The sequence below is a fragment of the Alishewanella sp. HH-ZS genome (assembly GCF_001704375.1).
GTDB classification, from domain to species: domain Bacteria; phylum Pseudomonadota; class Gammaproteobacteria; order Enterobacterales; family Alteromonadaceae; genus Alishewanella; species Alishewanella aestuarii.
This window is the reverse complement of the sequence record NZ_LZEJ01000007.1, coordinates 46,105-59,697: the sequence shown is the minus strand read 5'-3', so window position 1 is coordinate 59,697 and position 13,593 is coordinate 46,105. Positions and strand designations below refer to the sequence as shown.

The window sequence follows — 13,593 nt, the reverse complement described above, 5'->3', positions numbered from 1 at the left end:
AAGCCGCAGTCGTGGCTGCGGCCTTGTTAGAATCAGGCTTTCAGTTTGGCATCCAGCTCGGCAATATTAGCTTTCCAGATCGCCGGGCCCTGTTTATGCACGTTATTACCGTTACTGTCCACCGCTACGGTTACCGGCATATCTTCGACTTCAAACTCATAGATCGCTTCCATACCCAGATCAGCAAAGGCCACGACCCGGGCTTTCTTAATGGCTTTCGACACCAGATAAGCGGCGCCGCCCACGGCCATCAGATAAACGGCTTTATGCTGCTTGATACTCTCAACCGTTTGATCACCGCGCTCAGATTTACCAATCATGCCCAGCAAACCGGTTTGCGACAACATCATTTCGGTAAATTTATCCATCCGGGTCGCGGTTGTCGGACCGGCCGGACCTACTACTTCGTCACGTACGGCATCAACAGGGCCAACGTAATAGATAAATTTATTTTTCAGATCGACGCCCTGCGGTAAGCCTTCGCCTTTATTCAGCATATCGGCAATACGTTTGTGCGCCGCATCACGGCCGGTTAACATCTTACCGCTTAGCAGCACGGTTTCACCGGCTTGCCAGCTTTGCACATCCTCTGGCGTCACGGTATCCAGATTAACCCGGCGTACATTGCTGCCCAACTCCCAGGTCACCTGCGGCCAGTCTTCCAGCTTCGGCGGCGTAATATCGGCCGGGCCAGAACCATCTAAATGGAAATGTACATGGCGGGTGGCGGCACAGTTCGGGATCATTACCACCGGCAATGAGGCCGCATGAGTAGGTACCGATTTGATTTTGACATCCACCACCGTGGTTAAGCCACCCAGGCCCTGGGCGCCAATGCCCAGTTTATTGACTTTTTCATACAACTCTAACCGCAATTTTTCTTCCGCATTTTGCGGCCCTCTAGCCAGTAGCTCCTGAATATCCACCGGCTCCATCAGCGATTCTTTCGCCAGCACCGCGGCTTTTTCCGCCGTACCGCCAATACCGATGCCGAGCATCCCTGGCGGACACCAGCCAGCACCCATTTTTGGCAGGGTTTCCAGCACCCAATCGACAATAGAATCTGACGGGTTCAGCATCGCCATCTTGGTTTTATTTTCTGAGCCACCGCCTTTAGCCGCGATCATCACTTCGACATGATGACCAGGCACCAGATCGATATGCACCACGGCCGGGGTATTATCCTTTGTGTTTTTACGCAAACCGGCCGGATCAGCAACAATAGAGGCCCGCAGCGGGTTATCCGGGTTCATATAAGCACGGCGGGTGCCTTCATCAACCATTTGCTGTACCGTCAGGTCAGTTTTATCCCATTTCACATCCATGCCAATCTTAACGAAGCAGGTAACAATGCCGGTATCCTGACAGATCGGACGATGGCCTTCTGCTGACATCCGCGAGTTAATCAGAATTTGTGCAATGGCATCTTTCGCGGCCTGGTTTTGCTCTTTGTGATAAGCCACTTCCAGTGCCTGAATAAAATCAAGTGGGTGATAATAGGAGATGTACTGCAGTGCATCTTCGATGCTTTCAATAAAATCTTGTTGGCGAATAACCGTCATGCTTGCCCTTCCTCTGTCGCCCAAGCGGCGAGACATTTAACTATTAGTGTGGGTGCTGGTATGATAGCGCGCATCCCCAACAGCGGCTAGTCCAAATCATGCAGCAGTATCTGATATACGACGCCAAATCTGAACCCGAATTCTCTCTGCTGGAGATCTTCGCCCATTTTGCCAGTGAGCCCTGGTCAATGTTGCTCGATTCAGCGGATGCCAGTCACCCGAATAGCCGTTACCAGATTATGGTGGCACAGCCGGTGGCAACCCTGCATAGCCAGCACGGTAAAACCATCCTGACCGACGAGCACGGCAGCCATCATTACACAACCGATCCGTTCAAGGTATTAGACTGTGCGCTAAAGCGTTACTTTGCTACGCCCTGTCACAGTGAGCTGCCCTTTGTCGGCGGCGCCCTTGGTTACTTTGGTTATGATCTGGGCCGCTATCTGGAACGCCTGCCGGAACAGGCGCAAGCTGATTTGCAGTTACCGGATATGGCGCTGGGTCTGTATCAATGGGCGCTGATTTATGACCAACAACAGAAGCAGCTATGGTACACCGACTACCGGCAGGATGCAGAACAACACTGGCATAAATTGCAGCAAAGATTACGCACGCAACCGCCGCTATGCCGCCCCTTTAGTTTGCAAAGTGACTGGCAAGCCAATATGACCCAGGCTGAGTATCAGCATAAATTCGCCCGGGTACAGCAAGAGCTCAGTAGCGGTAACTGCTACCAAATCAATCTGGCACAGCGCTTTAGCGCCGCTTATCAGGGCGATGAATGGCTGGCGTATCTAAAGCTGCGGCAAAAAAATGCAGCGCCTTTTTCTGCCTTTATCCGCTTGCCAGCCGCCGCCGTACTCAGTATCTCGCCGGAACGCTTTTTGCTGCTTGAGGATGGTCAGATTGAAACCAAACCAATAAAAGGTACCCGGCCGCGTGGGTTCTGTGCCCAAACCGACCAGATTGAAGCCGAAAATCTGCAAACCTCGACGAAAGATCGCGCCGAAAATGTGATGATCGTTGATCTGCTGCGCAACGATCTGGGTAAGGTGTGTCAGCCGGGTTCGGTCGAGGTGCCGGCATTGTTTGCAATTGAGAGCTTTCCGGCCGTGCATCATCTGGTCAGTACCGTTACCGGCACCCTGGCAGCACCGAATAGCGCCTGTGATTTGCTGCGGGCGGCCTTTCCCGGCGGCTCTATTACCGGCGCCCCGAAAATCAGTGCCATGCAATTAATTGAACAGCTGGAACCCCACCGGCGCAGCGTCTATTGCGGCGCCATCGGCTATATCAGCAGTACCGGCCGTATGGATACCAATATCGCGATCCGCACCCTGGTTTGTGAACAGGGGCAGATCTATTGCTGGGCTGGTGGTGGTCTGGTGGCGGATTCGAAAGCTGACAGCGAGTATCAGGAAACGCTGGATAAGGTGGCAAAAATTCTACCGGTGTTAAGCGCCATGCCGCCAGAATAGACAGTGGAGCGCCGATGCAGCTACAACAACTTGTCAGTCGCTTTATCCTCAGACCGCTGCCGCAGCTCAGCCCGCAGCCTGCTGTAGGCCTCAGGCAAAGCGCGGTACTGGTGCCACTGATCTATTCTGCTGATCAGCTGAACATCTTGTTTACCCGCCGTGCCCTCACCTTGGCGCATCATCCCGGGCAAATCAGTTTTCCGGGCGGCATGCTGGAACCCGGCGAGAGCGCTGCTGACGCTGCGCTGCGTGAAACCGCAGAAGAAATTGGCATTAGCGCGGCGCATATCCGCTTGCTCGGCGCTTTACCCGCGCACAATACGCTGACCGGTTTTCAAATTCAGCCCTACCTTGGATTGCTGCACGCAGGTCAGAGTTACCAACTTTCCAGCGCAGAGGTCAGTGAAGTATTTGAAGTACCATTAAGTTTTTTTCTGCCGCCACAACACCGATTACAACTGACGGTACCACTGCGCGGTAAGTCACGGCAGATCCATTTTATGCCCTATCAGGATAAACTGATTTGGGGTGCCACGGCGGCCATTATTCAACAGCTGGTAACGCACGTTTCTTAAACGAAACTGTATACAAAGCGTTACGCCTGCAGCATCATTTCTGGCCGCTAAGCCCGCTACCACTGCTACTGAACAGACCTGTGCAGCGCTTACAGTTATGCTGGCTATCCGCTACAATGGCGCCATTAAGAATGGCGTTAACCCTACACTGTATTTGCTAAGCGGGGCATTCAGCGCTTTGCAAAGCAGCGAACAATAGAAAAGTATAATAATTATGATAATCAGTGCATTTGATATGTTTAGTATAGGCATTGGCCCTTCCAGCTCGCACACGGTTGGCCCAATGCGTGCGGCGAAAAAATTTACCGAACAGCTGCAACAGCAACAACTGCTCAGCCGCTGCGATAGCATCAAGGTTGAACTCTTTGGATCTCTGGGTCAGACCGGTGTTGGCCACGGCACCGGCAAGGCGGTGATCCTGGGCTTGTCTGGCTACTTGCCGGAAAGCGTCGACCCGGATGCGGTAGAAGGTATTCTGCGCCAGGTGCATGACAGCCAAAAGTTACAACTGGCGCAGCAGCACGCGGTGAATTTCCCACGCGACGGCGCCATTGTGTTCCACCGCCGGAAAACGCTGAAAGAGCATTCGAATGGCATGGAACTGATTGCTTATGACAGCGAGAAAAATGTGCTGCTAAGCGAGGTCTACTTTTCCATTGGTGGCGGTTTTATCGTGAAAGCCGAAGATTTTGCCAAAGAAAAAGAAGCGGCCAGTCAGTTTGCCGCCGCTAACCCACCGCCCTACCCATTTGAGTCAGGCGCAGAGTTATTGGCGCTGTGTAAAGAGCATGGCCTGTCGATTTCGGGTTTGATGCATGAAAACGAAAGAGTGCTGCGCAGCAGTGCGCAAATTGAAAGCGAGCTGAATAATATCTGGCTGACGATGCGCGCCTGTATTGAGCGCGGCATTCGCACCGAGGGCATTTTACCCGGCGGCTTAAAAGTGAAACGCCGCGCGCCTGCCTTACATAAAAAACTGATGGCAGAGAAAAGTGCCGACCCACTGCAGGTGATGGACTGGGTCAATCTGTTTGCGCTGGCCGTAAACGAAGAAAACGCCGCCGGCGGCCGGGTCGTTACTGCGCCGACTAACGGTGCTGCCGGCATTATTCCGGCGGTATTAATGTACTACGACAAATTTATTCAGCCGGTCAGCCCGGAAATCGCCAGCCGCTATCTGTTAACCGCAGCCGCCATTGGTATTTTGTATAAGAAAAATGCCTCGATATCCGGCGCCGAAGTCGGTTGTCAGGGCGAGGTTGGCGTGGCCTGCTCAATGGCCGCTGCGGCACTTACCGAAATTCTCGGTGGTAGCCCGCAGCATGTTGAGAACGCGGCCGAGATCGGCATGGAGCATAATCTGGGCTTAACCTGTGATCCGGTTGGCGGTTTAGTGCAGGTGCCCTGTATTGAACGCAATGCGATGGGGTCAATTAAAGCCATTAACGCTTCGCGACTGGCGCTACGTGGCAGTGGCGATCACAAGGTATCGCTGGATAAGGTGATCAAAACCATGTGGGATACCGGTAAGGATATGCAGACCAAGTACAAAGAAACCTCACGCGGTGGTCTGGCGGTAAATATTATCGAGTGTTAATGTGCAGCAGCACTATGGGTGCCGGCTAGCCAGCTGGCGCCAGGCCATCTTCATCAGTAAGCGGAAAATCAACCAGTTCCGCTTGCTGATAATCCTGCAATAATTGTTCTGCCTGCTCCGCCTGTTCGTCGGCGACAAAGACATTGGCAAAACCCAGGGCTGCCAGATCCCCTACCGCACCTTGCAAATAATGACCGCCAACGTAGGTGTCAATCCCCTGGCTATTAAGCATCCCGGCGATAATATGCGCTTCCAATATATCGTTGGCACGAAAGATAATTTTCATAAGGGTCCTTGTTTTCTTTCAGCTTAGCTGAAAAACCAGTACGCCACCAGTGCCGCCCCGCTGCAATAAAACAGCATCGGCCACAGTGTATAACGGATAATCTCCCCCTCGCGGCCATGTAAATTCACTACGCTGGCCGCCGCCACCACATTAACCACACAAATCATATTGCCGGCGTTGGCGCCAAGCATTTGTAGCGCCAGTACCAGAGACTGCGGCAGTTCCGCCTGCAGCGCCATCTGCTGCTGAAAGCTGCCAAACATCAGGTTAGAGAAGGTAGCGGAGCCAGCAATAAAGGAGCCCAAGGCACCAACAATGGCCGCAAGACCCAGCCAATAGTCTGCCAGGTGTGCCGCCGCCAGTTCAGCCAGTGCCAACGGCATCGCCGGTAAACCGGCGCTGTTAAGATCGGAGTGCAAGAAAATCCGTACCATCGGCACCGCCGCACCGAGCGCAATACAGGAAGGTAACAGCATCTTACTACTCTGGGTTAACGCCTGCTGCAACACACTTAACTTAGCCTTAAACAGCCACAGTGCCAGCAAGGCCGTGAGCAGGAATACCGTACCCGGTAAATACAGCGGCGCCACAGTAACACTGAGTTCAGAGCCTAAGATCTGCTGCCATTGCCAATTTAGCCCTTGCAACATCGCTCTAAAGGGCAGTTCCGGCACCCGGGTTAACACCAATAATGTGGCCACCAGCGCATAGGGCAACCAGGCTTGCCAAAGCGGGATCCGGGCGCTTTGCGCTGTAATCTCAGGCGTGTGCTCTGTAGCTGGCGGATTGTTGTCGGCTGTCACCGGTTTTGGCACTAACCAGCCCCGCCTTGCTGCCGTCGCGGTTAGCGCCAGCCCCAATAGCGCACCCAGGACAGAGGGAAACTCCGGACCAAGCAACCAGGTGACCAGCCAGGCCGGTAAGGTAAAGGCAAAGCCGGCGAATAACGCAAAGGGCGTGGCAGCCAGGCCATAACGCCAGTTAGCCTGAGTACTAAAATAGCGGCTGTATAGCAGCACCATCAGCAAAGGTAAAAAACTGGCGACAAAGATATCGATACTGATTGCCAGCAGTGCCGTTTGTTGCAGCTCTACCGCGCTGATCCCCGGTACGCCTTGTGCCAGCCCGACCAACACCGGAGTACCGACAGCACCAAAGGACACCGCCGCTGAATCCGCGACCAGTGCCAGCACAACAGCAGAAAGTGGAGTAAAACCCAGCGCCACCAACAAGGGCGCCACGATCGCCGCCGGGGTACCAAAACCGGCCGCGCCTTCCAGAAAGCCAACAAAGAGCCAACCGATAATCAACAGCTGTACTCTTTTGTCGGCAGAAAGCCGGGCAAAGCCTTGTTTAATCACCGCCATGGCGCCGGATAACAGCAAGACCTTTAACAACACCAAAGCACCGAAGATAATCCACAGAATAGTGGCAGCGATCACCAGGCCTTCCAGGGTGGCGGCCGTTAAGTGTAATAGCGGTACCTGCCATACCAGCAGGGCTAATAACGCGGATAACAGTAAACTCAATGGCATCGCCTGCCGGGCTGGCAGGCGCAATAAAACCAGTAGGATAAAAACGCTGAACAGCGGCATTGCCGCTGTCAGCAGTTGCAGCAAGGTCACTCAACCTCCGCTTATGCTAGTTGCAGATGTTATTTAGAGAAGCCCTGCTCGGAGGTCGCCGTTATGGCTTTCTTACCACGGAACAGTCTTTTTACATCCTCCAGCATAACATAAAGTGCCGGGATCAAGACCAGGGTAATTACGGTTGCAAACAGGATACCGAATGCCAGCGACACTGCCATCGGGATCACGATTTTCGCCTGTAAACTGCGCTCCAGTACTATCGGTGCCAAACCTACGAAGGTCGTTAATGAAGTCAGCAGAATAGCCCTAAAGCGCTGTGTTCCCGCCTCGACCACGGCTTGCTTAATCGCCACCCCCTGTGCCCGGGCGCGGTTCACAAAGTCCACCATAATCAGACTGTCGTTTACCACCACCCCTGCCAGTGCCACTAAGCCGAACACCGACATAATGCTCATCGATAAGCCCAGCAGCATATGGCCAATCACCGCCCCGATCAGACCAAAGGGGATCACGCTCATAATAATCAGCGGCTGGGAGTAGGATTTCAGCGGGATCGCCATTAAGGCGTAGATACAGAACAGCGCAAAGACAGCAGCCTTCATTAGATCACGCTGGGCATCCATTTCATCCTGGCTGGCCCCATCCAACTGGCCACTGACGCCGGGATATTTTTGCTCCAGTTCTTTCAGGATGCCGCGACGCACTTCAGACACCACCTTGCCAGGCTCCACCAGACTCTTGTCTGCCGCCGCGGTAATGGTCACTGCCCGCTCACCATTAACCCGGTTAATGGCGCTAAAGCTTGGTTGCAAGGTATAGCTGGCTACCTGTGAAAACGGCACCTCACCACCATTGGCCGTGCGGATCCGCATATTCTCCAAGTCACCCAAGGAACGGCGTTCTTCCCGCGGGTAGCGCACCATGACTTTTACTTCTTCACCGCCGCGTTGCACGCGCTGTGCTTCGGCACCATAAAACCCATTTCTGACCTGCCGCGCCAAATCAGCTAAGGTAAGCCCCAACAGATCTGCTTCAGGTTTTAACGCCAGCACAATTTCATCATTGCCACCACGCAGGTTATCTTCGATATCAAATACGCCCTCGTAACCCGCCAGCGCCGCCTTTAGCTCTTCTGTTGCGGCTTGCAACTGCACCAGGTCGCGGCCACGTAATTGCAGCGCGATATCCGAACCGCTTCCCATGGTCGAATTATTAATGCGGAAGGTTTTTAAACCCGGGATCTCCGGAATTTGCTCACGCCATAAGCGGGCGATCTCGAAGGCGTCAATTTCACGGCCCTCGCTTTTATCCAGTTCAATCACCAGCTGACCGGCAGTATCACTGTTTAAAAACACCAGCCGGTGTTTCACAACCATATCCTCACCCGAGGCCAGTAGCTGCTGATCGACACGCATCAACGCGGCTTCGATTTCCTGGATTGCCAGTACCGTTGCTTCATTGGAGGCGCCTTCTTCCATCTGTACGCTAGCCTGCATAAAGTCGCTTGGCACATTTGGGAAGAACACCCAACGCACAAAACCTGCTGACATCACGCCAAACATCACAATCAACATGGCAAAAAATACCGCCATGGTAACATAGCGAAACTCAATACATCTCTCGATAAAGGGCCGGTAACGGTTTTCAATAAAGCTAAACAGTACCCGCGAAACAGCGCCGCGCACCCGCTTAAGAGTATTACTGCCGAATCGTCCTAAGGCATAAACACCACGACGGTTTGGATCCCATGGTTTGGTATTCATATTGGCGATATGCGCCGGCAGGATCAATTTGGATTCAACAATAGAAAACGCCAGACAGAGCACTACTACCCAGGCAATCGAGCCCCAGATCGCGGATTGCGCTCCCCCAACCATTAGCATCGGCACAAAGGCGGCAATGGTGGTTAACACGCCGAAAGTCGCCGGCATTGCCACTTTTTTAGCACCAGCAATGACCGCATCCGTTGATTTACCGCGTTTTTCAATTTCACTATAGGCGCTTTCGCCGATAATAATGGCGTCATCGACCACTATCCCAAGTACCAGGATAAAGCCGAATAGGCTGATCATATTGATCGAGACATTAAAAAACGACAGCGGCAGCAACGCCAGGGCACCGAGAAAACAGATCGGGATACCCACCATCACCCAGAACGCCACCCGGAACTCCAGAAACAGCGTTAACGCCAGCAGTACCAGAATAACGCCATAAATCAGGTTACTGGTCATCAAGTCCAGACGGCCTTGCAGGTAATAGCTAGAGTCCCCCCAGTAATCGAGTGTAATGGTTGCCGGTAATTCCTGGCGTTTTTTCTCAATATAGCTTTTTACTGTGCCGGCAATGCGCAAAGTATCATCTTCCCCCACCGCATCAATCCGGATCGATACACTGTTCTGACCATTAAAGGTCGCCAGCCGCGCCCGCTCGATAAAGCCGTCGGTAACGGTAGCGATATCGCCCAGCAACAAACGGGTACCATCAGCATTGCGCACTAAAGGGATACTGGCAAAATCATCTTCATAATAAGCCTGGCCCTTGGTTCGCAGCAAAATATTGCCGCTTTCCGAGCGGATAGCGCCACCGGGTAAATCGACTGAACTGCCACGCACCGCACTGACCACCTGGTCGAAGGTCAGGCCATACTCACGCAGCCGGTGTTCCGGGATTTCAATTGAGATTTCGTAATTGCGCGCGGCTACCACATCAACCTTACTGACACCCGGCAGCTTTTTAATCTCATCACGAATACTTTTCGCCAGTTCTTTTAATGTGGCCTCAGTGGCTTCACCATAAAGAGATAGCCACATCACATTACTCTGAAAGCGCACCCGGTATACCACAGGCCGTTCAGTTTGCTCAGGTAAGGTAGAGATGGAGTTAACCTGGGTTTTAATCTCTTCCATCACTTCGCTGATATTGTAGCCGGATGTGATTTCAACATTGACCGTTGCCAGCCCTTCTACAGCAGTTGAGCGCACCCGCTTAATGCCGTTAACACTGCGAATACTTTCTTCAATTTTATCAATAACTCCGGATTCTACTTCCTGTGGTGCAGCGCCCAGATAGGGCACCCGTATCGTCACCACCTCGGTTTCAATTTCCGGGAAAGTTTGCTTTTTAATGGTTAAGACTGAGCCCAAACCCGCCAACAGCAGCACGATCATTAACAGATTGGCCGCCACGCTATTGCGAGCGAACCAGGCGATGATACCTTTATTAGTATCCATACTTATTGCGCCTCCTGCTGCACTGCAGAGGCATTTGCGACCGTCTCAGCTAATGGTTGCTGTTCGGTCAGCCGTACCTGGGTCCCGGCCAGCGGGTTGGTAACAGGTGAAACGACCAGCCGATCAGCCGCTTCAAAGCCACTGCCGATATAAGCAAAGTCAGCATCGGCGCGGCTAAGTTGCACCTGGCGAAATTGCAGTTGTTGCTCGGCATCAACTACCAATAACTGATTGCCTGGGCGTAACAGATGCCTCGGTACCTTGGTCACCTGAGTCGCTGCGATACCGCTGATTTGGGCCTGTACAAAACGGCCAAACTGCAGCGGTACGCCAGTGCCTTCGCGCTGATAGGGATCCTGGATTTCCGCCACGGCATAAATTACCCGGCTACGTTCATCCAACACCCCCTCAGTGCGAACTATATTGGCCTGCCATTGCAAAGACTGGCCAGCTATCGTCGCGCTTAACACTACCGGCACCTGCTGCACCTGTCCCTGTTGCTGTGGTAAGAATCCAAAATCGGTATCGGATAAGGCCAAGCGTACCTCCGCGACTTCAGTACCGAGGATGCTGCCAAGCTGGCTACCGCGGCTGATAAACTGGCCCAGATTGGCCATCCGGCTACGTACCATCCCGTCGTAGGGTGCACGAATTTCGGTACGCGCCAAGTCTCGCTGCGCCCGCTCCAGCTCGGCTTCTTTTGACTGCACGTTGGCGAGTGCGCTGGCCAGCTGTGGCTGACGTAAACCCAGAGCCGGAGCTTTACCTTCGGTAAAAGAACGCCATTCGGTTTCCGCTACCCGCGCCCGCGCCCGCTCTTCTTCCAGTTGGGCTTTTGCGCCGGCCAGTGCCGCTTCTGCCGCTTTCACCGCGGTCAGATAATCTGCCGGTTCAACCTGGACTAACAAATCCCCTTTTTTAAAGAAACCGCCGGCAACAAAACTCTCAGCCACCCGGATAATCCGACCATTGACTTCAGAGATCAGCGTGGTTTCTAACTTGGGTGATACTGTGCCTTGCGAGGCAATGCGGTAGGTAAGATCCTGAGGTGCCAATTCAATGGTATTGACCAGTAATGGCAGTCGTTGCTCAACGACCTTAGCCGGAGGTTTTCGCATTGCACCCAAACCTATGGCTAATCCCACTGCACTGATCAGAATAATGACCGGTAATCCAACTTTGATAAATTTTGTTGCCATGAACTCGATGTCCCGCTAATTATAGTTTTACTGCTACCAATTTTACCCGTTGTGAAAAATGCTGCAGTAGCATGAATGTTAATTTTTATTTCAAGCCAATCATAACTACCACGCCTGCCAAACTTTTAATACGGCAATCACTTAGTGGCAGATTATGCAGCGCCCGCCACTACTGGTCTGGCAAAGCTTTAATGACTTATCAGAGACTAAAACGGCACGCCCAGCACAATTAACAGAAATATATTTTGTTACAAAGTTATCCAGATGCTGGTGGCGGATATGGGGCATGACTGCAATCGAATGCTTACTTTTTAGGCATTGGCAAAGTTCCCACTTTAGGTTAGCTTTAAACGGTAACTGGTACGTTACCGGTTATGCCAAAGCAACAGGAGTGAGCAATGAGCATCAGTAAGCAGTATTTAAAGACTAAGCCCGCTTGCAAAGTGACCTTTAAACTGACTGCCGACAGGCTACCAGCCGCGACACAGGTTGCTTTACTGGGGGAATTTAACGACTGGGATCCGGCAGCCTTGCCGATGAAGAAAAGCAAAAGTGGCGAATTCAGTGCCACTTTGACCTTGCCGGTAAATAGTGAGTACCAATTCCGCTATCTGGTTGATGGTGGTACCTGGCTCAACGACGAGGAGGCTGACGCCTATCTGCCATCGCGGGTATCATACGACGAAAATTCGGTGATCCGGCTCTGAAAAAAGGGGCCAGGCCCCTTTCTCCCGCTAACCTCAAGCGCAATGTCTTAACACTTTTCCAGTACTAAGCAGCCTACCGAATAGCCGGCACCAAAGGAGCAAAGAATCGCTTTGTCGCCACTTTGTAGCCCCTGCTGATATTTATGAAACGCAATAATCGAGCCTGCCGACGCTGTATTAGCATAGGTATCCAGCACCAGTGGTGCCTCTTCCGGCAACGGATCGCGGCCAAGAATCTTTTTGGCTGCAAAGATATTCATATTGATATTGGCCTGATGCAGCCATAAACGTTTTAAATCGTCAGCAGTAACCTGTTGTGCAGCCATTTCATCCAGAATCACCTCAGCCACTATAGGCAACAGCTCTTTAAACACTTTACGCCCCTGCTGTTTAAAAAACGGGGCCTTCGGATCTTGCTCGCTAAAGCAATGCTCGGTATAGCCAATATCGCAGCGGATATTATTGGAGAAGGTGGTTTTTAAACGCATACCCAGAATGCGAAATGCCTGGCGACTGGTACAGCTACTTTCGGCTTCAATAATGGTTGCAGTACAGACATCACCAAAAATAAAGTGACTGTCGCGGCTGCGGTAATCCACCTGCGGTGAAGCAAATTCAGGATTGACCACCAGCACCACTTTAGCCGTACCGCCACGGATGGCATTAACGGCATTACTGATCGCAAAAGTCGCCGAAGAGCAGGCTACGTTCATATCAAAGGCATAACCGCCAGCGCCCAGCGCCTGTTGTAACTCGACGGACAGCGCCGGATAAGGCCGCTGCATATTCGAAGCAGCACAGATAATTAAATCAATATCGGCCGGTGTTTTATTGGCTTGCGCCAGCGCCTGAGTTGCCGCCTGCAACGCCATTTCGACCATTTCTGGCAGTTCATCTTCGCCGCGTTTGCGAAATACCGGGTGCATCACCTCGGGGTCAAGAATGCCATCCTTATACAGTACGTGCCGGGCTTTAATACCGGAGGCTTTTTCGATAAATTCGCTGCTGGAATACTCCAGCGCTTCCAGTTCACCAGCGGCAATCTGTGCCGCGTGTTCGGCGTTAAATTGATCAACATATTGATTAAAACTTGCGACCAACTCGTCATTGCTAATACTGTGTTGGGGGGTAAATAACCCAGAGCCGCTAATCACCACCTGCTGCATACTTTCACCTTGTCTGCGCCGTTATTTATCTACTATCAGGTTACACACTGGCCGCGAGCGTCGCGCGGCGTGAACCTTTTGCACTTTTGGCACTCAGTATAACTGAAATGCTGGTCAGAGGTGATCCTTTCAAGACACCGCGCTTTAACTGGCGAAATTTCCCGCAGTTGGACTCAGTTTTACTGTACTGCGTTCAGGCTTAAG

General features: G+C 52.4%; 10 protein-coding genes. 4 read left to right on the top strand and 6 right to left on the bottom strand.

Annotated elements, in window-relative coordinates:
- Positions 1-32: 32 nt before the first annotated feature.
- Entirely contained in the window at positions 33-1,562 is a 1,530-nt protein-coding gene (locus tag A9165_RS04300; RefSeq protein ID WP_065955031.1) for a fumarate hydratase, read from the bottom strand.
- Between the two features lie 98 nt (positions 1,563-1,660).
- Between A9165_RS04300 and pabB the strand changes: the two genes are divergently transcribed.
- From pabB to A9165_RS04285, 3 genes are all read left to right on the top strand, one after another.
- Positions 1,661-3,040, top strand: coding sequence for an aminodeoxychorismate synthase component I (gene pabB, locus A9165_RS04295; RefSeq protein ID WP_065955030.1), 1,380 nt, complete (start codon positions 1,661-1,663; stop codon positions 3,038-3,040).
- A gap of 14 nt (positions 3,041-3,054) precedes the next feature.
- Positions 3,055-3,615 (top strand): CoA pyrophosphatase, encoded by a 561-nt coding sequence (locus A9165_RS04290; protein WP_065955029.1) that lies wholly within the window; start codon positions 3,055-3,057, stop codon positions 3,613-3,615.
- 217 nt (positions 3,616-3,832) lie between these two features.
- The gene (locus tag A9165_RS04285; RefSeq protein ID WP_065955056.1) at positions 3,833-5,212 is read left to right on the top strand and encodes an L-serine ammonia-lyase; all 1,380 of its coding nucleotides are present in this window, start codon (positions 3,833-3,835) and stop codon (positions 5,210-5,212) included.
- 25 nt (positions 5,213-5,237) lie between these two features.
- On the opposite strand, the gene A9165_RS04280 is transcribed toward A9165_RS04285, so the two are convergent.
- Genes A9165_RS04280 through A9165_RS04265 form a run of 4 tightly spaced genes read right to left on the bottom strand, consistent with a single transcriptional unit; the run spans position 5,238 to position 11,516 of the window.
- The gene (locus A9165_RS04280; protein ID WP_008610232.1) at positions 5,238-5,498 is read right to left on the bottom strand and encodes a DUF2007 domain-containing protein; all 261 of its coding nucleotides are present in this window, start codon (positions 5,496-5,498) and stop codon (positions 5,238-5,240) included.
- Between the two features lie 23 nt (positions 5,499-5,521).
- Positions 5,522-7,123 carry an L-lactate permease gene (locus tag A9165_RS04275; RefSeq protein WP_083216219.1) on the bottom strand — a complete coding sequence of 534 codons (1,602 nt, stop codon included), beginning with the start codon at positions 7,121-7,123 and terminating at the stop codon, positions 5,522-5,524.
- Positions 7,124-7,152: 29 nt separating this feature from the next.
- Entirely contained in the window at positions 7,153-10,317 is a 3,165-nt protein-coding gene (locus tag A9165_RS04270; RefSeq protein ID WP_065955028.1) for an efflux RND transporter permease subunit, read from the bottom strand.
- A gap of 2 nt (positions 10,318-10,319) precedes the next feature.
- Positions 10,320-11,516, bottom strand: coding sequence for an efflux RND transporter periplasmic adaptor subunit (locus tag A9165_RS04265; protein WP_065955027.1), 1,197 nt, complete (start codon positions 11,514-11,516; stop codon positions 10,320-10,322).
- A gap of 398 nt (positions 11,517-11,914) precedes the next feature.
- Between A9165_RS04265 and A9165_RS04260 the strand changes: the two genes are divergently transcribed.
- A complete protein-coding gene (locus A9165_RS04260) occupies positions 11,915-12,223 on the top strand; it encodes an isoamylase early set domain-containing protein (RefSeq protein ID WP_065955026.1) in 309 nt (102 codons plus the stop codon).
- Positions 12,224-12,270: 47 nt separating this feature from the next.
- Here the strand turns inward: A9165_RS04260 and A9165_RS04255 are convergent, their stop codons facing one another.
- Complete coding sequence (locus A9165_RS04255) at positions 12,271-13,389, bottom strand: beta-ketoacyl-ACP synthase III (RefSeq protein WP_065955025.1); 1,119 nt, start codon at positions 13,387-13,389, stop codon at positions 12,271-12,273.
- Positions 13,390-13,593 lie beyond the last annotated feature (204 nt).

Excerpts from the sequence above, each read along its gene's own strand:
- A9165_RS04260 (WP_065955026.1), top strand. The coding sequence starts at position 11,915 with ATGAGCATCAGTAAGCAGTATTTAAAGACTAAGCCCGCTTGCAAAGTG.
- A9165_RS04280 (WP_008610232.1), bottom strand. The coding sequence starts at position 5,498 with ATGAAAATTATCTTTCGTGCCAACGATATATTGGAAGCGCATATTATC.
- A9165_RS04265 (WP_065955027.1), bottom strand. The coding sequence starts at position 11,516 with ATGGCAACAAAATTTATCAAAGTTGGATTACCGGTCATTATTCTGATC.
- A9165_RS04290 (WP_065955029.1), top strand. The coding sequence starts at position 3,055 with ATGCAGCTACAACAACTTGTCAGTCGCTTTATCCTCAGACCGCTGCCG.
- A9165_RS04255 (WP_065955025.1), bottom strand. The coding sequence starts at position 13,389 with ATGCAGCAGGTGGTGATTAGCGGCTCTGGGTTATTTACCCCCCAACAC.
- pabB (WP_065955030.1), top strand. The coding sequence starts at position 1,661 with ATGCAGCAGTATCTGATATACGACGCCAAATCTGAACCCGAATTCTCT.
- A9165_RS04300 (WP_065955031.1), bottom strand. The coding sequence starts at position 1,562 with ATGACGGTTATTCGCCAACAAGATTTTATTGAAAGCATCGAAGATGCA.
- A9165_RS04270 (WP_065955028.1), bottom strand. The coding sequence starts at position 10,317 with ATGGATACTAATAAAGGTATCATCGCCTGGTTCGCTCGCAATAGCGTG.